This is a genomic window from Bacillus cereus group sp. MYBK139-1 (assembly GCF_051916915.1).
GTDB classification, from domain to species: domain Bacteria; phylum Bacillota; class Bacilli; order Bacillales; family Bacillaceae_G; genus Bacillus_A; species Bacillus_A pacificus.
In genome coordinates, this window is the sequence record NZ_JBQAHO010000004.1 from 171,690 (window position 1) to 195,964 (window position 24,275).

The following is a 24,275-nucleotide window of genomic DNA, read 5'->3' on the forward strand; positions in this document are numbered from 1 at the left end:
CTTACTTATCAAAAATAAGAGTATTGCTATCGTAAAGGAGAATTGGAGATGCCAGAAACTATGACTCAAACAAAGCCAGAACAAGAAACTGTACAAATTTCTGCTAGCCAAGGACAACTTGATGTACTTGATCAGTTGTTAAAACCTGAGGTACAAGAATCATTAACAACACTAGTAGAACAGCTTCCAAAATTAACTGAGCTTGTTAACATTTTAACTAAGTCTTATGACTTCGCTCAAACTGTTGCTACTGATGAAGTATTAAAAAGCGACACTGTTGGTGCAATCACAGAGCTTGTAGAACCTGTAAAAGATACAGTGAAAAGCATGGCTGCTACTGCAATCGAAGCGAAAGATCGTGCTGACGAAAGCAACGAAGTTATCGGCCTGTTCGGTCTATTGAAATTATTAAAAGACCCACAAGCACAAAAAATGTTCCGATTTGTGAACGCATATCTTCAAATTAGTGCAGAACGTAACAATAAATAAGTTAACTTATAACAACAATTAGTAAAGACGGGGGATATCATACTATGTCAAAACAAATTGTCATCTTAGGCGCTGGTTATGGCGGTCTTCTTGCCGCTTTAAACGTACGTAAATATTACAGCAAATCAGAAGCACAAGTTACAGTGATTAACCAATACCCAACACACCAAATTATCACTGAACTACACCGCCTTGCAGCTGGTAACGTGTCTGAGCAAGCAGTTGCAATGCCACTTACAAAGCTTTTCAAAGGTAAAGATATCGATCTTAAAATCGCAACAGTTGAGTCATTCTCAGTTGATAGCAAAGAAATCAAATTAGCTGGCGGCACTACTTTATCTTACGATGCACTTGTAGTTGCTTTAGGAAGTAAAACTGCTTACTTCGGTATTCCAGGACTAGAAGAAAACAGCATGGTATTAAAATCTGCTGCTGATGCAAACAAAATCTACAAACACGTTGAAGACCGTATTCGTGAATACGCGAAAACGAAAAACGAAGCTGATGCTACAATCGTAATCGGTGGTGGCGGATTAACTGGCGTTGAGCTAGTTGGTGAGCTTGCTGACATTATGCCTAAACTTGCAAAAAGCCACGGCGTAAATCCAAAAGAAGTTAAACTTCTTCTTGTTGAAGCAGGTCCAAAAATCCTTCCAGTATTACCAGACCACTTAATCGAACGTGCAACTACTAGCCTAGAAGCACGCGGCGTTACATTCTTAACTGGTCTTCCTGTAACAAACGTTGCTGGCAATGAAATCGACTTAAAAGACGGTCAAAAACTTGTTGCTAACACATTCGTTTGGACAGGTGGCGTTCAAGGTAACCCACTAATCGGTGAATCAGGTCTTGAAGTAAACCGTGGTCGTGCAACAGTTGATGCATACCTACAATCTACTTCTCACAAAGACGTATTCGTTGCTGGAGACAGCGCTGTTGTCTTCGCTCCAGACGGACGTCCATACCCACCAACTGCACAAATCGCTTGGCAAATGGGTGAGTTAATTGGATACAACTTATACGCAGCACTAGAAGGCAAAGCATTCGAAGAGTTCGCACCTGTAAACTCTGGAACACTTGCTAGTCTAGGACGTAAAGATGCTGTTGCTACAATCGGAGCAAGCAATACTCCACTTAAAGGCTTACCAGCATCATTAATGAAAGAAGCAAGTAACGTTCGTTACTTATCACACATTAAAGGTCTATTCAGCTTAGCTTACTAATCTGAATATAAGCCCGAATCATGCCCTGCATGGTTCGGGCTATTTTTATCCGTAATTTTCTCTAACTTATTTATTCGTCAAAAAAATGATATACCCTTTAAATTTATCTAAATATACTGACTTTTATAATAAAAGCTGTCCCGTTTTGGAACAGCTTTTATTGTCACCTTTTGTCGGTAAATCGATATATCGAGAAAATCGCTGATATAATTCGAGTTACGGTCGATATATTTTAAAAATCGCCGATATAATTCGAGTTACGGTCGATATATTCGAAAAATCGCCGATATAATTTTCCCACCTTGTTCACTATCCTAACTTTACAAGGCTGTAGTTCTTCTTCCCTTTACGAATAATAATAAATCGTCCATCAAATGAATTTTCTACCGTAACATCTGTACCTACATCCGTTACTTTTTCGCCATTCATGGAAATCGCTCCATTATTAATATCTTCGCGTGCTTGTCGTCTAGATGGTTCAATTCCTAAGTCAACGAGCCATTCTACGATATTTTTCGTCTCTTTTGAAGACTGGAATGTTGGCATTTCTTTAAAGCCTTGTTCAATTTCATCGGCTGTTAACGATTTAATATCTCCGCTAAATAACGCTGCTGTAATTTTCGCAGCTTGCAGCAATGCTTCTTCTCCATGAACAAATTTCGTCATTTCTTCCGCTAATACTTTTTGCGCTTCACGTTTATGAGGCTCTGTTTCTACCTTCACTGCCAACTCATCGATGCGCTCTTTCGTTAAGAACGTAAAGTATTTCAAGTATTTAACGACATCACGGTCATCTGTATTCACCCAGAACTGGTAAAATTCAAACGGTGTTGTTTTTTCAGGATCAAGCCAAACTGCACCACCTGCTGATTTACCAAACTTCGTACCATCTGATTTCAATAATAGTGGAATCGTCAATCCGAATACCTTCGCTTCGTGCCCTTCTAACTTACGAATTAAATCTAAACCACTCGTAATATTTCCCCATTGGTCACTACCGCCAATTTGTAGTTGAACATCTTCTTTCGTGTATAAATGATGGAAGTCCATCGCTTGTAAGATTTGGTACGTAAATTCTGTGAAAGAAATTCCTGTATCTAAACGACTTGCTACGATGTCCTTTGCTAACATACTATTAATGCTAAAGTTTTTCCCGTAATCACGTAAAAACTCAATAATATTTATTTCATGTGTCCAGTCGTAGTTATTTACCATCTTTACTTCGCTATTTCCACCAAAATCAAACAGCTTTTTCATTTGCGCTGTTAACGCATCCACATTATGTTGAACTACTTCTAACGTTTGAAGTTGGCGTTCTGATTGACGTCCACTCGGATCACCAATTGTTCCTGTTGCCCCGCCAATTAAAATAACTGGATGATGACCAGCTAATTGAAATCTTTTCATCATCATAAACGGAATCAAATGTCCGATATGCATACTATCACCAGTCGGATCAACTCCGCAGTATAGCGAAATCTTTTTCTCTTCTACTAGCTTACGTAAACCTTCTTCATCAGTCTGTTGATTAATGGCGCCGCGCCATTCTAATTCATCAATAATGTTCATCTTTTGTCATCCCCTTTATTTTTTAAAAACAAAAAATCCCTATGTCTATGACATAGGGACGATTATTCACCGTGTTACCACCCAGTTTGTATAAATAGCATAGCTACTCATACCACTCTCAGCAATAGTATCGATTGCCAATCCGCTTAGCATTACCTAAGATACTCCAGAGTGTAATTCACAAGTTTGTTTGTGCTAGGTTCCAGCATCCCCTAGCTCTCTCGTTAACAGTGACAAACTGCTACTGGGCTCTTTCAACGTATGTTATTTGTTAAATTATTAGCCATTATATTGAATTGCAAACAAATTGTCAACAATACCCAAATATTATTTTAAAATAATTCGCAGTTTCATACGTATATGTTATTCTTTATCTTCTCCAATAATCCTTACTTCACGCTCTAACTTCACGCCAAATTTCTCTTCAACTGTTTTTTGTACGAAGTGAATTAAATCGATATAATCTTGTGCTGTTCCGTTATCAACATTCACCATAAACCCAGCGTGTTTTAGAGAAACTTCTACTCCACCAATTCGCTTACCTTGTAGTCCTGATTCTTGAATCAATTTACCAGCAAAGTTATTTGGTGGGCGTTTAAATACGCTACCGCATGAAGGATATTCTAGAGGCTGTTTTGACTCACGTTTAAACGTTAAATCATCCATTTTCGCTTTAATTTCTTCATATACACCTTCTTCAAGTTCAAATCTCGCTTCAAGAATAATGTAATGGTTGTTCGCAAATACACTCTTACGATATCCAAATTCAAATGCTTCTTTCGTCAAAGTACGTAGCTCTCCATCACCTGTCATTACGACAGCTTCTGTTAATACATACGAAATTTCACCGCCGTATGCACCTGCATTCATATATAATGCTCCACCAACTGAACCTGGAATACCACAAGCAAACTCAAGACCCGTTAAGTTATGTTCTAGTGCAATACGTGATACGTCAATAATTGCTGCACCGCACTGTGCTACAATCGTCGTTCCTGTTACAGTAACACCTGTAATATGAATTAAACTTACTGTAATCCCGCGAATTCCACCATCTTTAATAATAACATTCGATCCATTTCCTAAAAACGTAACTGGAATATTATATTTGTTCGCATATTTAATAACTTCTTGAATTTCGTCATAATTTGTCGGCGCAACAAAAACATCTGCTTTTCCGCCAACTTTAATATGCGTATGATTCTTTAACATTTCATCTTGTTTCACATGACCTTCAGGCAATACCGTACTTAAATATTCATAAACCTCTTGCATATTCATTTTACGATTCCTCTATTTCTATAATCTTTTTATCCCGTTATACGGGCCCATAATATCCCCACATACATGAAATGAACCTAAAGTGGTGGATACAGTGTACCCAAAATCAATTCGAGACACCTATTAACCTCTTAATTTATAAGAGGTGCCACTCATATTAAAATATATATTGCATAATAAAGCAACCCAAATGGGCTACTAAACTTGACATGTCATCAGAAAGACAACAATTTGTAAAATATATTACTTTTTCAAAACACTACCCTTCAGTATCTTACTATACCATACGAAAATAAAGTGGTATTTTTTTGTAATTTTTACTTTGTTTATGACATATAAGAAAATCGATTGAAAGCGGGAGATAAGACTCTCATGAAGATACTAAGTGAGATACAGGAATCAAAGGATTTAACGAAGGAATTTTAAGATGAAGTGGCAGTTGCGAAAGAGAAGAAAAAGCCGTGTTAGAAGTTTTGGTAAGGTTTGTATATAAACTACAAAAAGGTAGAAAAGTATACTTTTCTACCTTTTTGATTAGTGGAATAAAGATAAACCAATTTTTAAACAATGTTATTAGTTTTTAACCACTTTTCAAAAATTAATCTAGATTGTTCTTCAGTAGCATCTTTGTCATCTATTGTAAATATTTTTAAACCGCATCCAGTAAAATATTCACCTAATTTATGTTTGCTAGCAAATTCATATAAAAAACCCGCTTCATACTCTTCAATAAATACATCCCAAATAGGTTTGTTTATTTTTTTATATGCAGTGACTTCTAAATCATAACCATCTTCATAATAGCCTATATGCATATGCTGGTGTGTTTCATAGTTACACATAATGTGAAATAACCTCCTCTTTACCAAATAATATGATGATCATTTAAATTTGGTGGAACATGATAATGTAAATATGGTCCTTTATGATATACCGGGCCATAATCTAACCTAAATATAACTTGTTTCGTAGCTTTAGATCTTACTTGAATAATTTTTGTTCCAGATGGTCCTTCAAGGATATATTTACTTGGTGCGTTTAATGCTTTTTGTACATATGGTCTTGCTATCTTCCAACCTTTATCGGCAGCTGTTCTGCCTACTTTTGAAGTTAAAACCCTTAATGCTCCGATAACAAGAGCTGGTAATATTTCTTGTTTAACTATTAATTCACCTGTAAGAGGATTTTTTTCAATAACATATTCAACTCTTGGTTTACTTAGTTCTCCTTCTAATTGTAAAAATACAGGATCAGTTACTAAAAAATCATATTCATTCTCAAATTTTTCAAAATCGAAGTTAGAAACATCGACATTAGATAAATCAATGCCACCATCTTCTTCAGGAACATATTCTTCGACAATCGTATCATCATTTAATTCAACAGTTGCATCAACAAATGATGGCAATGCAAAACTAAACATTAACACGAAAGAAAGTATCCCAGCTATAATTCTCATCTACCGTTCTCCTCTCAAATCTTATAATAATGAGAAATAGCTAAAATTTACATTTCCTATTATTTCTCACTATTAAAGAATAAAATAAACAGAATTTTCTAACAAGACTGAAAATAAAAGTCCGAATTTGTTATTGTTAATTTGTATAAAATAATAACTTAATAAGATTAAAAATAAATTAACTAAAAATCTCTTCCTCTATACTATAAAGCTAATAAAGCATCTCCCTAAAGATACAATGCTGTATCTTTAGGGAGATGTTAGTGCAAACCATTCTAAGACATACCAATCAATTTTACCAATCCACCTTTACCCCATTGGAGATGGGATATAGTAATTTTTAAATCGTTGTAAGGTTAGATTTAAGCCTTTCACCATATCATTTAGTTGTAAATATAGTGTATTTCTTGGCTCTGTATACTCCTAAATACTCTCCCATTTCTATAAACAGAAAAATTACTTTATCACAGGGCTCAATCGTAGGATTTCTCCACCAGCTGACTGGACACGCCATAAAAAAGAGCACATCCCACAGAATGTGCTCTTTCCAAACTCTTTATATTACTTTTCGTTCTCTTCTTTTTCCTTATCAAACCATAACAGCTCATCGTTATCCACTTCACCATTATAATTGATTAAGATTTCTTCTCCCGCTTTTATATCTTTATAAGCATAGAAGTTAAACGTATGGTTCTCAAAGACAATATCATACGTTGCATTCGGTGTATATGAATGATTGAATAACATACCGTATCCTAAAAGGATTGCCGTATGATTAATCCCATACTCAAATGCGTAGTCAGCAAGTAATGTTTTCTCAATGTGTTCATGCTGTTCATTCGGATAAGAGATAACTGGCGCTGCGTGTATCAACTCACCTTTTTTAATATCACGAGTTGCAAATACACCTCTATTAAATTCTCCATCACTAAGTTCAGAAGTCTTAACTTCGATCATATGCGTCACCTATTTAATTCTTTCTTTGAAGTATTTTAATTCCGCTATTAGCTGAATTTTATCTTCTTAAGCTTGGCAGAAAACGAGCAGAAAAGCAATTAAAATCCGAGCAAGTCTTCGTTTAAATGAAAAAAGGGCACAAACGTTGCGCCCTTTTTAAGTGATATTACTTTTCTAAAATATCTTCTAACAATTTCACTTGTTCGCTAACAGTATGTAATGTCTTCACAGATGTATCATTTCGATGTTTTTCTTCTTCCACACTTGCTAGCACTTCTTCTGTAGCCGCAGAAGTTTGCTGGATTACATTGGAAGCATGTGTAACATCCTTTACGATATTCGTCGTTTTAACTTGGAAACTTTCTTGATGACCAACGATTTCTCTCATTACATCATTAATTTCGTCAATAAACTTCCCTAAATCCGTTACATTTGTTAAAACACTTACTAGCATTTCATTACATTCTTCTTGTACTCTTTCTGATTTCTCTACTTGCACTTCTACCTTACTTGCTTGATTACTAAAATCCTTCAAAATCCCTTGAATTCTTCCCGCAGAACGATTCGATTCCTCAGCAAGCTTTAATACTTCATTCGCTACAATAGCAAATCCTTTTCCATGCTCACCTGCTCTTGCAGCTTCAATATTTGCATTTAAAGCTAGCAAACTCGTCTGACTTGAAATATTCGTTATTACATCTACAATTTCATTAATTTGTTTCGATTGCATCATTAAATCTCTAAATATAATTCCTGATTGTGAAACAACATCATTTAAACTTCTCATATTCGCTTCAAAACTTCGTAGAGTATGTACACTACCTTTTGAAATTTCTAAGCTTTCATCAACACGAATCGATGCATTTCTTACTTGAGAAATGATTTGTTCAATATTTCCCTCCATATCGTTCAATACTTCTACCGAACGATGCATCATCTCTGATTGGGATTGCGTGCCAACTGCTACCTCTTCAAAAGCAAAATTGATTTCACTCATTGACTCCATCGATGTATTCATATTTTGTCTTAAATAATTGAAATTACGATCTAGTTTCACAACCGTTTCCTCAATAAGCCTTTGCGTTTCTTCTAACTCCTGAGCTTTTCTCATTACTTCTTGCTTCTCATCACTTAAACGAGCCAGTAAGTTAGAACCAATTTTCGTGACGCCCCACATAGCGATTGTAACGATCGCTAACAAGCTTGCGAAGTTTGCAGCTTCAGATGCTGCTGTATAAGCAAAAAATTGCTCGGGCCAATAACTACAAAGAATAAATGTGATTACAACTGCCACTCCGCCGAGAATTACAACGAGACGTTCACTTAAATAAATAAGTGAAACGGCTAGTGTAAAATAGACCATTTGAAATACAGCTGGGCTTTCATTAAAAGCTTGTACCATAATGAAAGACATCGTAAGTAACATAAACGTCATGATATATTTATACATCGCTTCCATGCTTTCTATAAAAGTAAGAAGCGTTCCAAATACAACGACAGAAATACCACAAACCCAAAACGCGATTGCTCTCTCTGTAAAAATATATCCGTAATACCCAATCGCGATGATTCCAAGGAAGAAACTACAAATTGTAATAAACAGCAATAAATGATTTTTCTGTGATTCTTTCTCAAGGTTAGAAAAACAAGTTTTCTTTAACCATTCCATATATAGTCCCACCTTCTGCACTTAATTACTTCAGCTTAAATACCGCACTCACTGGGTTATGATCACTATTTTCAAACTTTAAATCTTTTCCTTGCACATTTACAATCTCAACATTCGGTGAAACGATAAAGCCATCAATAATCGTGACGAAGTTTTCACCTTCTACATACTTCTTCACATCGTCTCTCACCGTCATAACAGATGAGTCTACAGCCCACTTAAAGCCACCATCAGTAAAGTCCTTCGGTAACTCTACCAACCATTCAGGACGCTCTTTCACAAACTTCGGATCACTTAATTGAACGTTAGAAAGTAATTGATTCCAATCTCCGCCCATTATTACGTAATCACCATTTTTATAATGCTTGTTCATATATTCTTTTAAAAACTCTACTTGCTGTTTTCTAATTTTCCCGCCTTCATCATACGCAGACAAATGTAAATTTACGAGTCTAACAAACTTCCCATTACTAACAGGAATTTTATGCTCAACAATCGCTCGATCTAAATCAAACAAACGCTTCGGCCAAGGCTCCATTCCAGGAAGTTGGAACCTCTCCGCTGTTTGAACTTTATATTTAGAAAATGTACTTAATCCAGCCTCCGCATATCCCATTGGACTTGTAATTGGGACAGGGACCCATTTTGTATCATAGTTCTTTCCGAACGATGAAGCATAATCAGGTAATCCATTTTTCAAAAATTCATGCCCATTTACATCAAAAGATCGCATTGATTTTATATCGACTTCTTGTAATAACGCAAAATCACTATTCTCATTTTGTAAAAACGAAAGCATATTCTTTAGGTTAACTTCCGTTTGCTCTTTACTACTTGAACCAGACCCCTTTCCTCCATCCATAAAGAAGTCTTGGTCCTTATCTAATCCGGCATATCCAATATTAAATGTTGTAACTTTAAATTCATTTCCTGTCGCTAATACGCGCTCTTTATTATTTTCCACCTTCAAACTTACAACATCAGCAGGCTGTTCTTTAGTAAGTGTCATATACCCTAAAAAACCACCTACAACTCCTACCCCTACTAAAATACATATAAGTACTATTTTTAATAACTTCTTCAAATAAACGCCCCTTTTCTAAAACACATAACTTAATTATCTTTATTTTCAGTTAAATAAAACTGAATGACAGACATAACAAATATTTTATCATATCAAAAACCTTATATCACTATATTTAGTTTATAAACAATAACTCTTGCTCTTACATTATCAAAAATACAAAATCCCCTAACTCCTTCACTGGAAATCAAGCGCAATGTTTAGTACACTATATGTAATAATTATAGGCGATGGAGTTCGCCATAAACGCTGCTTAGCTAATGACTCCTACCAGTATCACTACTGGTAGGAGTCTATTTTTTTGAGCAAGCTATTTAAAGAGGTGAGAAAATTGATTTATATTATCGTTGGCATTGCCGGTATATTAGGGGCGCTTTCTCGTTATTATTTAGGTCTTACGATTCATGAATTTTGGCATCATACATTTCCACTAGCTACATTACTCATTAACTTAGTCGGCTGCTTCTTATTAGCATGGCTGACTACGTATATCGCCCAGCGAAACATCTTGCCCTCAGAAATTATCACAGGCATCGGGACTGGATTCATCGGTTCCTTTACGACGTTTTCAACATTTAGTGTAGAAACTATTCAATTGATTAATCATTCTGAGTGGAGCATAGCCTTCTTATATGTATCATGCAGCATACTTGGTGGCCTCATTATGTCTGGACTTGGCTATACATTAGGTGATTTCTTAATTAAGAAACATCTTACGGAAGGTGATCACTTATGATAGAAGCTTTATTAGTAGCAACAGGAGGATTTTTCGGTGCTATTACACGATTTGCAATCAGCAATTGGTTTAAAAAAAGAAATAAAACTTCCTTTCCAATCGCTACATTTCTCATTAATATAACAGGAGCGTTTTTACTCGGATATATAATTGGCAACGGAGTCACTACAGGTTGGCAATTATTATTAGGTACTGGATTTATGGGTGCCTTCACGACGTTTTCAACGTTTAAGCTTGAGTCCATTCAGCTCTTCAATCGTAAAAACCTTAGCATACTATTTCTATATTTAAGTGCTACTTATATCATTGGTATCCTCTTCGCATTCCTTGGAATGCATCTAGGCGGAATATAAAAAAAGCGACTCTTATCAGTCGCTTTTTTTATAAGAAGTAAGTCCCGCCATATGGAATGGAAATTAAACTCGCTGGATACACATCATAATGTATACTTTGCATTGGAAGTTGTGAGTATGGCATATACTGTCCTTGCATCATTTGTGCAAAATATGCTTGTTGCTGCATTTGAATCACTTGATTCACAGCATGAATGGTCCCCTGTGCCCCAGCAAGTGTAATAGCTGCTCCCACTTGTCTACCTCTATAAATATAATGGTCCATCATGATTCAACTCACTTATTATTTTTCTTCCATATGGTATGTTTCTATTTCATAGTGAGTGTTTTATCCCGATTAACAGCCCTATCTATTGCTCTTGTTCAGCTTTGAAGTAATAAGTCCAAATAGTAATACACCAATACCACTAAGGAACAATATATAACTTATCGGTACTAAGAAAAAGAAAGGTTCTTCAAGGAATCCATTCGCTCCTACTTTACTGTTTGAAGCATGTATAGCTAAAGTAATAATCGCTAAAATCATGAAAGAAATAGCTACCGCGTATTTGTTTTTCATCCTGTACTCTCCTTTAATTTTCATTGATCTTATTACCATCATAATAAGCCCGACAGTATCACAAGTCAATAATTATTTATTGTTTATCGATAAATACATTCTGTTTACATTACAAAAAAGCTATAGACACAATATTATCTATAGCTTTTTCAATCGGTTATTTCGTTCCAAAGTATGCCTTTTGGAACATACACATCCTTATTGCATTATGATAGTTACCATCCACGAAAAACTCATCTAACAGTTCACCTTCCACCATAAATCCAACCTTTTTATAAACATGTACAGCTTTTTCATTCTCTTTATCAACAACTAAATAGAGTTTATGCATATTTAATACAGAAAAAGCGTAATCCATCGCTAAACGCGTCGCTTCCGCTGCATAACCATATCCTTGATAGTTCGGATCAATAATAATTTGGAATTCCGTTCTACGGTGAATATAATCGATTTCCACTAACTCAACTAATCCAACCATTTCATTGTCCTTTTCAACGATAAATCGGCGTTCGCTTTGATCATGTATATGTTTATCGTATAAGTCTTGCAGCTCTACAAATGCCTCATACGGCTCTTCAAACCAATACGACATAATATGTGCATTATTATTCAGTTCGTGTACAAACTTTAAATCTTCTCGCTCTAGTGGACGCAATTTCAATTCCTGACTCATTTCTATAACCTCCAAATAAAAGAAACCTCTTCACTTAATTTCTCAATTTTTTTCAATTTCAAACGCCCTATTTACATTGTAAACTTTCAAGTAACTTGAAGGTCAAGATATAAAAAAGTAGTGCAAACTTATGTCTGCACTACTACTCTTTTCTCAAATCTCTCATATTTGATATGTATAAAGCAATAACTAAAATAAGAATTGCTCCTGCATATAATAACGTCTCCATCGGTTCCTCATGAGACACAATAATTAATCGAATTAACGCCGTGATTCCAATATAAATAAAATAACGTAACGGAAAATGGTAGTTCGACTTAAAATACTTAATAATTAATGCAATGAACTCGAAGTATAAGAAATAAACGATAATACTTTCAACTAATTTATATGACGTATACTTCTTCGCTGAAAATATGTATTGAATAAAAGTAATCGTCTCGTTAATCAAAAAAATAGATAAGACAATGGATAATATAATTAGCGCTATATTTAATATCCACTGTAAAACACTCGCGATAAAATGATCAATATTAAATGATTTCATTTTCTCATTAAACTCCCCTTCGTATAAGTACATATTTATTATAGCAAAATTATAATTGGAGGTGGGTTAAATCATAGGTTCGTCCTTTGTTGTTGCCGGTGTGTGGGATGTTCATTGTTTTGAGGAGTCTTTTGACAGTCGCACTCGATTGAACGTTAAGAAATTTCTTCAACTGCATATTTGTACAAGTGTCACCAATAAGAAGTACGTAATCTTTTAAAGCAAATTCATGCGCCACTTTAGAGATAGCTTTACAGTTCGAACAATACCAGCCTTTTTTCAATTTAAACATTGGTAGTACAGAACATACCTCACATTGTACACCGTGTAACAACTCTTCTTTTTTAATTTTAAATTGTTCAAGAATATTTTGCCGTAATGGAGCATGGTTGGCTACTATTTGACGAATAAGAATATCTACATTTTTTATAGCTTTTTTCTTATATGCACTTTCAAACCTTTTTATTTTATTAGGTAAATTTGCACTGTGGATAATTGTATTAAGGAGATTATCATCTGAAGCTTTAATAATAGTTCGGGGGTTACTAATCACAACAAGTGATTCAATTGGAAAACGAGAAAATCCATTTAGACTTAACCATTTCCTAAGCTGTTCCTCTTGTCTTTTCACTTGTAGAATTGGATCTGGAAAGCCTTCTGAATTCCCCTCTGATATTCTAATAAGTTGATTAAACTTTGAATCAAATAGTAACGTACCTGCTATATTTTTTATTTCGAGGAAAAGAAGAAAATATGCTGAAATGATAATCGTATCAATTTGAAAATGGTAATTTTGATCAAACAACCTTATATCGTGCAAAATACGATATTTTTCCTCCGAGAGAAAACTTAGCGGATAATTAATAGCTTGTTCACCTTTATAACCAGCCTTATGCTTCGCTAAACTTTCTACAATCATATCTCATTTCGGATGATGAGCTGGTAATCGCCTAAATAACGCTTCTAATTGCCGTAAATAAATCGGCATTTGCCGTTCTTTCACAATCATCTTTAGCCCTCCCCCAAATATATCGACGATTTTTCAAATATATCGACGATAACTCCACTTATATCAGCGATTTTTTCATTATATCGACGATTCGACATAGAATATCGACTTACCGACAAAAAACGACACAACAAACACTCATAAACAGTATATCACCACATCTAAAATCGCACTGTAAGCATAATGTTACTCCTCCCTTTTGATTACGACATTTTAAAAACAAGAGAATCACATTCACCTTATGTAAAATAACTTTTTTATAAATGTAATCACAAAAAAGCTGCTGCCTATAAAATACAGACAGCAACTTCAACTCGAGTAGCTTGCATTATATACGCAAGCTACAGTATTTTTTACATTTTATAACTAATAAACGGCGATCGGCCCATAAGGACCATCAATAATCTCTATTTTTGTTTCAAAAATATCTGTCAAAAGTGTTGGGTCCATAACTTCTTCTACTGTTCCAAAAGCAGCAATTTTTCCATCTTTCATCGCACAAATTTTGTCAGAGTATTTGGCTGCAAAATTTATGTCATGCATAACAGTCAAAATTGTTCTTCCGAATTCATTAGCCGCACGTCTCAAATGCTCCATCATTTGAACAGAACGAGCAACATCAAGGTTATTTAGCGGCTCGTCCAAAAGTACATATTCAGTCTCTTGGCACAATACCATCGCTACATATGCCCTTTGTCTTTGACCACCAGAAAGCTCATCTAAATATCTATTCTCTAAATTCGTTAAATCTAGAAAGTCGATATATTTAGAAATAATAACTTCATCCTCTTTCGTTAATCTTCCCTTTGAATAAGGAAAGCGTCCAAATCCAACTAATTGTCTAACAGTAAGCCTCGTTACAAAATGATTTTCTTGTCGCAATATAGTCAAAACTTTTGCTAAGTCTTTTGATTTGGATTCAGAAACATCCATATTTGCTACTTGGATTTGACCTTCATCCATATCTAAAAGTCTGCCAATCATCAAAAGTGTCGTAGACTTTCCAGCACCATTTGGTCCAATTAAAGAAGTAAAGCCCGCTTTTGGTATTTCAATATCCAAAGGTCCTATTTTTACCTTATCCGTATAGAACTTTTTAACATTATCAATTTTTATCATAAAGCCCTCTTCCTTAAAACAATAGTTAAGAATATAATTCCACCAAATAATTCAATAATAACTGAAACTACACCTTGAGCATGGAATACATGATACATTAAAAAGTATGCACTCGTCATTATTAAAAATCCTATTGCAAAAGCCATTGGGAAAATATATCTATGATCATAAGTTGCCGCCGCCTGATAACTCAAAGTTGCTACTAAAAACCCATAGAAAGTAAGTGGCCCAATTAGAGCTGTTGAAATAGACATTAAAATAGCTACTAATACAAGCGTATAAATTACACTAGGTTGATATTTAACTCCAAAGGAAGTAGCAACATCCTTTCCTAGCGACAAAACATTCAAATTCTTAGAATGAGCAAAAATTAATACTGCTACAATTATGATCATCGGAATGACAATAGGAAAATATGCAGGATCTGCATGATTAACAGAGCCAAATAATTTTGCTTGTAAAAGATCAAACTCTGAAGGCGCAAGTAACTTTCTCATGAAAGTTGACATAGAATTTAGTCCAGCACCAATAATAATCCCGACTAAAAGCATAAGTTGTAAATTTCCGTATTTACCGGAAAGTAGCCATCCATAAAGTATCAAACTCATGAGGACCATAACAACAATTTGAAATAAAAATGGACCAATCCCAGTAAAATTGATCAATGCACTAGCACCAAAGAAAAATATTGTACTCGTGTGAATTGCTGAATAAAGTGATTCGAAACCTAAAAGCGAAGGAGTAATAATCTTATTATTCGTAATGGATTGGAAAGCAACTGTCGACAAGCTATGGCAAACAGCTGCAATAATCATTGCAACAATAGCTACAATCCTTCTCTTAACAACTGGGATAAAAGAAGGTGAATCTATCGGAACCGGATTGTTATACACTAACAGTCCATATGAAGAAAGGAGGCCTAAAGCAATCAATGTTATCAGTACAATCCAATAACGTCTTGCTTCCTTCTTAGAACGAAAAGCGCTAGCTGATCTACTTTCATTATGAAGGCTAGAATCGACTTCGACATTTTCTTTATTTCTATAATCTAATGTGATCATCGTGGCCTCCTTGGTTTTCTTTTTCTCAATAAAATAGTAATAAACACGACTGCTCCCACTGATGCAAGTATTAAAGAAACAGGTAATTCAAAAGGCTTTATAATTGTTCGAGAAATGATATCACAGGCAGTTATTGTCCCCATTCCGATCAGACACACCCAAGGTAAATTACTTCTAAGATCATCACCTCTAAACATGGAAACAATATTTGGTACAATTAACCCTAAGAAAGGTAAGTTTCCAATAACAGCTGCAACAATTCCAACGGCAAAAGAAATAAGGGCCGTTCCAAAAAGAACAATTCGGTTGTAATTAACTCCAAGGCTTGTTGCGACATCTTCTCCTAGTCCAGCTAAAGTCAATCTATTCGCATACATAAAAATAAGCAAAGTAACGATAACAATCAGCCATAAATATTCGTATCTTCCGACCTGAATGTTAGCAAATGAACCTACAAACCAAGTTTCAATACTTTGCGTCATTTGAAAAAGGAGTCCCAAAAAAGTAGACACTGCAGAGATAACAGCTCCAAGCATCAATCCTATAATCGGGACAATTAAAGACGAACGAAGCTTAACTCTTCTTAAAAATAGAAAGAAAATCATAGTTCCTATAAAAGAAAAAATGATTGCACCAGTCATTCTTTGAACTAACGTCGGGGCAGGGAATAGTAAATACACAAAAAGCAGGCCTAAGCCTGACCACTCAATAGTTCCCGTTGTAGTAGGTTCAACAAAACGATTTTGTGTAATGAGTTGCATAACGAGCCCAGCCATCGCCATTGCAGCTCCAGTAAGCATTAATGCAACTGTTCTCGGAACACGAGTGATGAAAAACATCTCCATTCCGTCCTCTTGTCCACGTATATCATAAACGCCAGTAAACAGTGATATAATCCCTAAAATTAGAACAACTATAATCGCTATTATAAAAGATTTTGTCCATAATTTATTGTGATTATAAAACTGGGGTTGAGAAATATTCTCAACCCTAGAAATTATATTTTTTGACACTGCTTCGTACTCCTTTACACTACTTAGCTAAAGTTTTTGCGATATTTCCAAATAACTCTATGTAAGTCTGAATTGATTCATTTGTGTAAGTATCTGCTGGTGCATAAACAACTTGTTTTTTAGAAACAGCAGTTGTGTTTTGAAGAGCTGGTGATTTAGAAATAACATCCTGAGCAGGAGCTGACTTAGCTGCATCAGATGTTGCAGCATCACGATCTAATACGAACAGCCAATCAGGATTTGTTTGTGCAATAGCTTCAACAGAAACGTCGTCACCTTTATGACCTGCAGTAGAATTAGAAACTTCTAATGCTGGAGTCCAACCGAAAATTTCATACATTGGTCCCCAAACACGACCAGAATGTGGAGCAGCAAAACCAATATTACCACCAGTAACGATAACACTCATAACTTTATCTTTTCCGTTATAAGCAGATTTTGCATTTTCAATAGATTTATCAAAATCAGCTACTAATTTTTTAGCTTCTTTATCTTTATCAAAGATTTTTCCTAAAGTAACTGTAGAATCTTTAAGTCCTTTTACTAAGTTTTCTCCAGGCTTAGTAGCCTTCTCAGAAACATCAAAATTAAGATCAATAACAGCTGCATTTGGTACTAATTTTTTGATTTCTTCGTAATGGCTAGCAAATCTTTGACCAACAATTACAAGGTCAGGGTTTGCAGCTGCGATAATTTCAAGATTTGGTTCGCGGTGATTCCCAATATTTTGAACTTTTTCATCCTTTTTATATGCTGAATCAGCAGGCATGACATCCTTTGGAGCAGCCGCTAATTTAATTCCCCAATCAGCTAAAGTTTCAAACGTTCTATTATCTAAAGCAACTACATTCTTTGGATTTACAGGAACTGTAACTTTTCCATGCGCATCAGTGATTTCAACCGTTTTTGGCTTATCACTACTATTATCTTTAGTAGCCTTCGAAGTTTCTTTACCTGAATCTGAGCAAGCTACTAACATTAAAGTAAAAATTGCTAGAATACTTACTAATTTTAAAAGCATAGTTTTTTTCATACGTATACTCCTTATAATGTAATTTATTTCGAAAATGATGACTTCCAAAGATTGAATTAGATAGTAACTGCTATTCACCTAAATCAATATTGATAATCATTTTCATTTGAATATCCTGTAAATAAGTATAGTCATTAATTATGTGAAAATCTTGTGAATGGTGTGAGTTAATAAAATTAAACATAACTTAGATATAATCTCAACTAATGCGCAACAAATTCATCCCCCACACGTACTAACCAGTAGATTAGCACTTTATAAACTGTGATTTCTACTATAAAAAAAATGACCATTAATAGCTAATTTTTCATATTTCACATAAACTATTTTATCATTCAACCATTGAATAGCCTCTGCCATGTATCGTTTGAATATATCTATTTTTCTTCTCACATTTTAATTTTTTTCTTACATACCCAATATATAAGTCTACTACATTTGGATTTACGACTACGTTATGTCCCCAAACTTGGTTCAAAAGCATTTCACGGCTCAATATTGTATTTTTATTCTTGATTAAAAATACAAGTAAATCGTACTCACGCTTAGTAAGCGAGAGATTTTTACCACCTTTTTTCACAATATTGCTAGATGCATCAACAAAGAGATCTTTAAACTGATAAAAGGTTGTCTCATTTTGCTGGTTACAGTCGCTTCTCCTTAAAATAGCTTGAACCCTTGCTACTAATTCTTCTTTCGCAAATGGTTTTCGTATATAATCATCAGCTCCTGCTTGTAACCCTGCTACGCAATCCTTGCTAGAAATATTGTTGGTCACAATAATGATCGGTGTCATTTTAACAAGTCGTATTTGCCTGCAAATTTCTGGTCCAGATATGCTTAATGAATCCCAATCTAATATGATAATATCCCAATCTTGTTCATATACTATATTTAAACCTTCGTTTTCATTGTGAAGTTTTAAAATGAAATGGCCTTCTTCCGTTAAACCGCTTACGATTTTCTTTGATAAAGACCTTTCATTTTTAATTACTAACACCTGCCTCACCGATGGTTCACCTCTACTTCAATATAACTTGGTTAGATAAAAAATTATCTCCAAAAATAATTTAAGATTTATAAGTATTAAACTCCTAAAAAAATTCATTATAACAGCTTATTAGGAGAACTCTATATAATCTTACAATAGGTATAGATAGAAACACAAAACATATTAAGATTTGAATAAAATGATTTTATTAATAGAAACTCACCAATCAGGCGTTTACGAGCAGCTATAGTATCTACCTGCTTATCATCCATAACCATTTCTTTATTTTCTGTTTCAGGGGTACTGCCTCATCCCTATCAACTTAAGTATTTTATAAAAGCACAAAACAAAAAGAACCATCCCCTCACCAACCTGGCAAAGTTATGGTTCATATCACACAAAATAAAAAAACCACCAAATATGTATTGGTGGAGACGGTGGGAGTCGAACCCACGTCCAAAAATATCGGCACTTAAGCTTCTACGAGTGTAGTCGATATATTAGCATTTCGCAAACTCTTCAGCCTATCGACAGGCTTCCAAGTTGCTAGTCTGGTTGTTCTCTTCCTTTGTCCTCAGACGGCGAACTCCGGCGTAGTCCACTTAGTTTGAGTCCCTTACCCTACCACATGGACGATGGAGGGAGGAACCTTTAGTGCAATTAAGCAGCTAAAGAAAGATTGTTTTGTTTGCCAATTATAGGCTTTGACGTTTTAACGAGGCCGATCCCCTCGACTCGCAACCTAAGCTCGAACTATCCCTGTCGAATCCGTAACGTCCCCATGATAAAAATGGAGCATACGAAGAAAATTTCGTGATAGCTACTAAGAGCTGTTTTTCAATGTGCAACAATCTTACATAAGTTATTATAACATACGCGCGCCGTTTTACAAATGTAAATATCTGTATTACATCTTTTGACGATCACGGAACGCGCGTGCAATTTCACGTTTTGCTTCTTTCTCTTTTAAATCGTGACGCTTATCATATTGTTTCTTACCTTTTGCTAAACCAAGTGCCATTTTCGCAAATCCATTTTTCAAATAGATTTTAAGTGGAACTAATGCATATCCTGTTTCTTTTGCAGCTCCTGCTAATTTATCAATTTCTTTTTTATGCAGAAGTAACTTTCTCGTACGAAGCGGATCATGGTTGAAACGATTTCCTTGCTCGTACGTACTAATATGCATATTATGAACCCATACTTCACCATTATGTACACGTGCAAACGCATCTTTCAAGTTCACGCGTCCAGCGCGAATCGACTTAATTTCCGTTCCTTGAAGGACAAGCCCTGCTTCGTATGTTTCTTCGATGAAATAATCATGAAATGCTTTTTTATTTTGTGCAATAACCTTACCTGAACCTTTTGGCATATAACGTCCCTCCTCTATTTTTACTATTGTAACAAATGTTACTAAAAAGCGAAAGTGGCTCGCTTAGAATCTTTGGACATTGGAACTCCCGACAGAGAAGCGCTTTTTGCTTCGTCCGAGGGAGTGAAATGGCCAACAGATTCTAGCCACTCTGTAGCTGGATTCCAACAAAAAGCGAAGCCGCCGAACATTCTAGCCACTGTAGCTGGATTCCCATAAAAAGCGAAAGTGGCTCGCTCTCAAGCCACCAAGAAAAAAGAAAAAGCCTCGCTTTTCATCAAAGCGAAGCCATCCTTTTCTTACTTACGCTTTTTCTTTTTCTTCTTGAATCCTGGTACGTTTTCGAAGAATGCTTTTTTCTTCTTGCCGTTACCATCTTTTTTCCCTGGTTGGCTAGCGGACGCGGATGCAGATCCTCTTCCTTTACCTTTGCCACCACGGTCAAATTTTCTACCTGTGCCACGTTCTCCGCCGCGCTCATTACTGCGTTCGCTACGTCCGCCGCGTTTCTTTCTGCCTGTTCTTGGCTGTTCGATCACGACTGGACGATCTTTGAACTTACGACGAGGCGTACCTTTCATGCCAACGATTTCAAAGTCGATTGCACGCTCGTCTTTATTTACATTAATAACGCGAATGGTAATTTCGTCACCGATGCGGAATACGTTACCTGTACGTTCTCCAATCATTGCGAAATGCTGCTCATCATAACGGTAGTAATCATCCGTTAAGTAGCTAACGTGTACAAGACCTTCAATTGTATTTGGAAGCTCTACGAATAAACCGAAGTTTGTTACAGAGCTAATCATACCGTCATACTCTTCGCCGATCTTATCAACCATATACTCTGCTTTTTTCATTTCGTCTGTTTCACGTTCTGCTTCAACAGCACGGCGTTCCATATTAGAAGAATGATCTGCAATCTCAGGTAATTTTTCACGCCATTTTGCTTGCGTTTCATTATCGACTTTACCATTAATGATATATTCACGAATCAATCTGTGAACAATCGTATCTGGGTAACGACGAATTGGTGATGTGAAATGTGTATAGAACTCAGTTGATAGACCAAAATGTCCTAAGCTTTCTGCATCGTAACGTGCTTGCTTCATAGAACGAAGCATTACTGTCGAAATAACTACTTCTTCTGGTTGCCCTTGAACCATTTCAAGAATTTGTTGTAGCGCACGAGGGTGTACTTCATTTGCACGTCCTTTTACCGCATATCCGAAGTTCGTTACAAACTCGAAGAAACGCTCTAGCTTATCTTCTTTCGGATCTTCATGGACACGATACATAAATGGTACGTTCATCCAGTGGAAATGCTCTGCTACTGTTTCGTTCGCAACAAGCATAAATTCTTCAATTAACTTCTCTGATACTGAACGATCACGCATAACAACGTCTGTCGGTTTTCCTTCTTCATCTACTAATACTTTTGCTTCTTTAAAGTCAAAGTCGATTGCACCGCGACGCATACGTTTTTCACGTAAAATTTGTGCTAATTGCCCCATCTCTTTAAACATCGGTACGAGCGGCTCATAGCGCTTAATTAATTCTTCGTCCTCATCTTCTAAAATGCTTCTTACGTCAGCATACGTCATACGCTCTGTCGTTTTAATTACACTTTGGAAAATCTCGTGTTTTACAACGTCACCTAAGTTGTTGATTTCCATTTCACAAGATAATGTCAGACGATCTACTTTCGGATTTAATGAACAAATACCGTTAGATAGACGGTGCGGAATCATCGGAATTACACGGTCAACAAGATATATACTCGTCGCTCTCTCCGCTGCTTCTACATCAATTGGAGAACCTTCTTGGACGTAATGACTTACATCCGCAATATGAACGCCAAGTTTATAGTTACCATTCTCGAGCTTCGTTACTGTAACAGCGTCATCTAAATCTTTCGCGTCTGCACCGTCAATCGTTACGATCATTTGATCACGTAGGTCACGGCGATCTTTTAAATCTTCTTCTGAAATCGTTTCTGGTACACTGTTTGCATGTTCCATCACTTCTTCAGGGAACGCTAAAGGCAAGTGATGTTTATGAATGACAGATAAAATATCTACTCCTGGATCATTTTTATGACCTAGAATTTGAATAACTTCACCTTCCGCACTTAAACGATTCTCTGGGTAGCTCGTAATTTTTACAACTACTTTATGACCTTCTACAGCACCCATTGATGCGCTTTTCAATACGAAAATATCACTTGTCCAGCGCTTATTGTCAGGTATAACAAACCCAAAGTTTTTCGATTCTGTATATGTACCAACTAATTCTTTCGTTCCGCGTTCTAAAATGCGTACAATTGAACCTTCTTGACGCGAACCGCTCGATTGGGAACTAAGGCGTGCTAATACTGTATCGCCATGAAGTGCACCGTTTAATTCTGTAGGCGGGATGAAAAGATCATCATCTCCTGTTTTCTTTTCGTCTGGTACAACGAATGCAAAGCCACGCGCATGTCCAATTAACTTACCACGTATTAAATTCATCTTTTCAGGAAGACCGTAACGATTGCTACGAGTACGAATAACAAGTCCCTTTTCTTCCATCGTTACAAGTGCTTTTACGAAATCTTTAAAGCCCTCAGAACCTTCAATCCCAAATGCCTCTTCTAACTCTTGTATCGTTAGCGGTTTATACGCTTCTTCTCTCATAAATAATAACAACTTATCAATATGTTCTTGTATGATTTCTTCCAAGCAAAAATACCTCCTTTAAAACCTTATATTATTTAGTGTATCCGAAAGATAGGGGATGTATAAAGCGAAACTTCAATACTCCCCTTATGATTTTTACAGTTTTCACAAAAAATCCCTTATGAAAAAAAGAGGCAACTAGATCTTACCAATCTAGTTGCTCCAAGAAGTTATATACATCCTCATGTAGCTCGTCACGCTGTTTATCAAGTGTAATGACATGCGTAGAGTCTTCATACCATTTAATGTCTTTTAACGTTGATTCTACACCGTTATAAATAATGTTCGCACTATCTGTATTAATCATTTCATCATGACGCGCTTGTACAACAAATGTTGGGGCATAAATCATGTCCACATTGTTACGTACTTCAGCAATTAATTGTTGTAATGCTTTTAATGTATTCATCGGTGTCTTTTGGAATTCCAACATTTCTTGTTCGATTTGCTCTGGTGATTTTTGCTCACGCTTTTTATATTCGCGGGCATATGCCAATATACCTTGGTACATCGTTTCTTCACTCTTAATATACATTGGTGCACACATTGGTACTACACCTAAAACCGGTACTGTATAACCTAATTTTAGTGAAAATACGCCGCCAAGTGACAATCCAACGACAGCAATTTTCTCAAACCCTTTATCTTTTAAAAGCTGATATGCCTCCGTTACGTCTTGCCACCAATCTTCAGGACCTGTATGAACAAGCTCTTCTGGTGGTACACCGTGCCCTTTATAAATTGGGGCATGACAAGTGTAGCCTTTCTTTTCTAAGAAACGCCCTAACATACGTACATCAGCTGAGTTTCCTGTGAATCCATGTAGTAATAAAACAGCGCGGTCTCCACCCTCAAATGTAAATGGTTTCGGAGATGCTAATTTCATCATGTACTTCTCCTCTTTCTCTTCTGTAATCTAGTCGTATTCTTTCTATATCTAGTGTACCATATTTATATTTCTATAATCTAATTAGAAACATCTTTCAAATGGCAAAACAAAAAAAGAAGAACCATTAGTACATCTTACTAACGCTTCTTCTTTCAATTCTATAAGTTTAAGTACGTAACACCAATTGTTAATGCGAAGAACAATACAGCTAAAACAATTGTAATACGGTTTAATACCGCTTCAATTCCACGTGCTTTTTGCTTACCAAATAATTGCTCTGCACCGCCTGAAATTGCACCTGAAAGGCCTGAGCTATTACTAGACTGCATAAGTACCATAACAATCATTAAAATCGATACAATAATAAGTAAAACGGATAATAACGTATGCACTTGGCGTACCTCCTACAAAGATTCAGTTATTGTAACTGTAGCATAAATTCTATAGAAAAGCGAGAGCTATAAGGTTG

The 24,275-nt window shown here is 35.7% G+C and carries 26 protein-coding genes, 1 other RNA gene, 1 pseudogene, 1 riboswitch and 1 other annotated feature; of the genes and pseudogenes, 6 read left to right on the plus strand and 22 right to left on the minus strand.

Features of this window, described 5'->3' with window-relative positions; genetic code table 11:
* Nucleotides 1-48: 48 nt before the first annotated feature.
* On the plus strand, nt 49-489 hold the full coding sequence (locus ACTFRS_RS21445) for a DUF1641 domain-containing protein (RefSeq protein ID WP_001115309.1): 441 nt from the start codon (nt 49-51) through the stop codon (nt 487-489).
* Between the two features lie 44 nt (nt 490-533).
* Nucleotides 534-1,712, plus strand: a complete 1,179-nt coding sequence (locus ACTFRS_RS21450; RefSeq protein ID WP_000043202.1) for an NAD(P)/FAD-dependent oxidoreductase — start codon at nt 534-536, stop codon at nt 1,710-1,712.
* A gap of 309 nt (nt 1,713-2,021) precedes the next feature.
* Here the strand turns inward: ACTFRS_RS21450 and tyrS are convergent, their stop codons facing one another.
* The gene (gene tyrS, locus ACTFRS_RS21455) at nt 2,022-3,281 is read right to left on the minus strand and encodes a tyrosine--tRNA ligase (RefSeq protein WP_139868305.1); all 1,260 of its coding nucleotides are present in this window, start codon (nt 3,279-3,281) and stop codon (nt 2,022-2,024) included.
* Nucleotides 3,282-3,332: 51 nt separating this feature from the next.
* Nucleotides 3,333-3,548 (minus strand) — a binding site (T-box leader).
* Between the two features lie 96 nt (nt 3,549-3,644).
* Nucleotides 3,645-4,562 carry a UDP-N-acetylmuramate dehydrogenase gene (gene murB / locus ACTFRS_RS21460; protein WP_001057092.1) on the minus strand — a complete coding sequence of 306 codons (918 nt, stop codon included), beginning with the start codon at nt 4,560-4,562 and terminating at the stop codon, nt 3,645-3,647.
* 348 nt (nt 4,563-4,910) lie between these two features.
* Between murB and ACTFRS_RS21465 the strand changes: the two genes are divergently transcribed.
* Nucleotides 4,911-4,988, plus strand: coding sequence for a DUF3967 domain-containing protein (locus ACTFRS_RS21465; RefSeq protein ID WP_113712207.1), 78 nt, complete (start codon nt 4,911-4,913; stop codon nt 4,986-4,988).
* A gap of 134 nt (nt 4,989-5,122) precedes the next feature.
* Here the strand turns inward: ACTFRS_RS21465 and ACTFRS_RS21470 are convergent, their stop codons facing one another.
* From ACTFRS_RS21470 to ACTFRS_RS21490, 5 genes are all read right to left on the minus strand, one after another.
* The gene (locus ACTFRS_RS21470; protein ID WP_000336245.1) at nt 5,123-5,404 is read right to left on the minus strand and encodes a DUF3986 family protein; all 282 of its coding nucleotides are present in this window, start codon (nt 5,402-5,404) and stop codon (nt 5,123-5,125) included.
* Between the two features lie 20 nt (nt 5,405-5,424).
* Nucleotides 5,425-6,021 carry a hypothetical protein gene (locus ACTFRS_RS21475; protein ID WP_001219915.1) on the minus strand — a complete coding sequence of 199 codons (597 nt, stop codon included), beginning with the start codon at nt 6,019-6,021 and terminating at the stop codon, nt 5,425-5,427.
* Nucleotides 6,022-6,582: 561 nt separating this feature from the next.
* Nucleotides 6,583-6,978, minus strand: a complete 396-nt coding sequence (locus ACTFRS_RS21480; RefSeq protein ID WP_000573649.1) for an SET domain-containing protein — start codon at nt 6,976-6,978, stop codon at nt 6,583-6,585.
* Between the two features lie 166 nt (nt 6,979-7,144).
* The gene (locus ACTFRS_RS21485; protein WP_000455050.1) at nt 7,145-8,647 is read right to left on the minus strand and encodes a DUF4077 domain-containing protein; all 1,503 of its coding nucleotides are present in this window, start codon (nt 8,645-8,647) and stop codon (nt 7,145-7,147) included.
* 25 nt (nt 8,648-8,672) lie between these two features.
* Complete coding sequence (locus ACTFRS_RS21490) at nt 8,673-9,731, minus strand: endonuclease/exonuclease/phosphatase family protein (RefSeq protein ID WP_000734866.1); 1,059 nt, start codon at nt 9,729-9,731, stop codon at nt 8,673-8,675.
* Between the two features lie 217 nt (nt 9,732-9,948).
* Nucleotides 9,949-10,008: riboswitch (Fluoride riboswitch) on the plus strand.
* A gap of 54 nt (nt 10,009-10,062) precedes the next feature.
* On the opposite strand from ACTFRS_RS21490, the gene crcB (ACTFRS_RS21495) reads away from it, so the two are divergent.
* Nucleotides 10,063-10,467, plus strand: coding sequence for a fluoride efflux transporter CrcB (gene crcB, locus ACTFRS_RS21495; RefSeq protein WP_000639329.1), 405 nt, complete (start codon nt 10,063-10,065; stop codon nt 10,465-10,467).
* The gene (gene crcB / locus ACTFRS_RS21500; RefSeq protein WP_087955060.1) at nt 10,464-10,820 is read left to right on the plus strand and encodes a fluoride efflux transporter CrcB; all 357 of its coding nucleotides are present in this window, start codon (nt 10,464-10,466) and stop codon (nt 10,818-10,820) included. The genes crcB (ACTFRS_RS21495) and crcB (ACTFRS_RS21500) overlap by 4 nt, the downstream gene beginning before the upstream one ends.
* Nucleotides 10,821-10,848: 28 nt before the next feature.
* Here crcB (ACTFRS_RS21500) and ACTFRS_RS21505 read toward each other — a convergent pair whose 3' ends face one another.
* From ACTFRS_RS21505 to smpB, 12 genes and pseudogenes are all read right to left on the minus strand, one after another.
* On the minus strand, nt 10,849-11,088 hold the full coding sequence (locus tag ACTFRS_RS21505; RefSeq protein ID WP_440025051.1) for a DUF3947 family protein: 240 nt from the start codon (nt 11,086-11,088) through the stop codon (nt 10,849-10,851).
* 78 nt (nt 11,089-11,166) lie between these two features.
* Nucleotides 11,167-11,403 (minus strand): DUF3955 domain-containing protein, encoded by a 237-nt coding sequence (locus ACTFRS_RS21510; protein WP_440025049.1) that lies wholly within the window; start codon nt 11,401-11,403, stop codon nt 11,167-11,169.
* A 133-nt stretch (nt 11,404-11,536) separates the two neighbouring features.
* Nucleotides 11,537-12,052, minus strand: coding sequence for a spermidine N1-acetyltransferase (gene speG, locus ACTFRS_RS21515; RefSeq protein ID WP_000076827.1), 516 nt, complete (start codon nt 12,050-12,052; stop codon nt 11,537-11,539).
* A 142-nt stretch (nt 12,053-12,194) separates the two neighbouring features.
* Nucleotides 12,195-12,599, minus strand: a complete 405-nt coding sequence (gene psiE, locus ACTFRS_RS21520; protein WP_000834703.1) for a phosphate-starvation-inducible protein PsiE — start codon at nt 12,597-12,599, stop codon at nt 12,195-12,197.
* 49 nt (nt 12,600-12,648) lie between these two features.
* Nucleotides 12,649-13,608: pseudogene (locus ACTFRS_RS21525) on the minus strand (nuclease-related domain-containing protein).
* Between the two features lie 366 nt (nt 13,609-13,974).
* Nucleotides 13,975-14,727 (minus strand): iron ABC transporter ATP-binding protein, encoded by a 753-nt coding sequence (locus tag ACTFRS_RS21530; protein ID WP_439195204.1) that lies wholly within the window; start codon nt 14,725-14,727, stop codon nt 13,975-13,977.
* Nucleotides 14,724-15,788, minus strand: a complete 1,065-nt coding sequence (locus ACTFRS_RS21535; RefSeq protein ID WP_139868321.1) for an iron chelate uptake ABC transporter family permease subunit — start codon at nt 15,786-15,788, stop codon at nt 14,724-14,726. Before ACTFRS_RS21535 ends, ACTFRS_RS21530 begins: the two co-directional genes overlap by 4 nt.
* On the minus strand, nt 15,785-16,801 hold the full coding sequence (locus ACTFRS_RS21540; protein WP_000041834.1) for an ABC transporter permease: 1,017 nt from the start codon (nt 16,799-16,801) through the stop codon (nt 15,785-15,787). The genes ACTFRS_RS21535 and ACTFRS_RS21540 overlap by 4 nt, the downstream gene beginning before the upstream one ends.
* A 19-nt stretch (nt 16,802-16,820) precedes the next feature.
* On the minus strand, nt 16,821-17,834 hold the full coding sequence (locus tag ACTFRS_RS21545) for a siderophore ABC transporter substrate-binding protein (protein ID WP_439195203.1): 1,014 nt from the start codon (nt 17,832-17,834) through the stop codon (nt 16,821-16,823).
* 331 nt (nt 17,835-18,165) lie between these two features.
* Nucleotides 18,166-18,843 carry a response regulator transcription factor gene (locus ACTFRS_RS21550; protein WP_139868325.1) on the minus strand — a complete coding sequence of 226 codons (678 nt, stop codon included), beginning with the start codon at nt 18,841-18,843 and terminating at the stop codon, nt 18,166-18,168.
* Between the two features lie 408 nt (nt 18,844-19,251).
* Nucleotides 19,252-19,606: a transfer-messenger RNA gene (gene ssrA / locus ACTFRS_RS21555) on the minus strand.
* 126 nt (nt 19,607-19,732) lie between these two features.
* Entirely contained in the window at nt 19,733-20,200 is a 468-nt protein-coding gene (smpB, locus tag ACTFRS_RS21560) for an SsrA-binding protein (RefSeq protein ID WP_001123901.1), read from the minus strand.
* Between the two features lie 72 nt (nt 20,201-20,272).
* Between smpB and ACTFRS_RS21565 the strand changes: the two genes are divergently transcribed.
* Nucleotides 20,273-20,419 (plus strand): hypothetical protein, encoded by a 147-nt coding sequence (locus ACTFRS_RS21565; RefSeq protein ID WP_440025047.1) that lies wholly within the window; start codon nt 20,273-20,275, stop codon nt 20,417-20,419.
* 80 nt (nt 20,420-20,499) lie between these two features.
* On the opposite strand, the gene rnr is transcribed toward ACTFRS_RS21565, so the two are convergent.
* The 3 genes from rnr to secG form a co-directional block, all read right to left on the minus strand.
* Nucleotides 20,500-22,920, minus strand: coding sequence for a ribonuclease R (gene rnr / locus ACTFRS_RS21570; RefSeq protein ID WP_139868327.1), 2,421 nt, complete (start codon nt 22,918-22,920; stop codon nt 20,500-20,502).
* Between the two features lie 142 nt (nt 22,921-23,062).
* On the minus strand, nt 23,063-23,803 hold the full coding sequence (estA, locus tag ACTFRS_RS21575; RefSeq protein ID WP_440025127.1) for a carboxylesterase: 741 nt from the start codon (nt 23,801-23,803) through the stop codon (nt 23,063-23,065).
* A gap of 161 nt (nt 23,804-23,964) precedes the next feature.
* Nucleotides 23,965-24,198 (minus strand): preprotein translocase subunit SecG, encoded by a 234-nt coding sequence (gene secG, locus ACTFRS_RS21580; RefSeq protein ID WP_000557262.1) that lies wholly within the window; start codon nt 24,196-24,198, stop codon nt 23,965-23,967.
* Between the last annotated feature and the right edge of the window lie 77 nt (nt 24,199-24,275).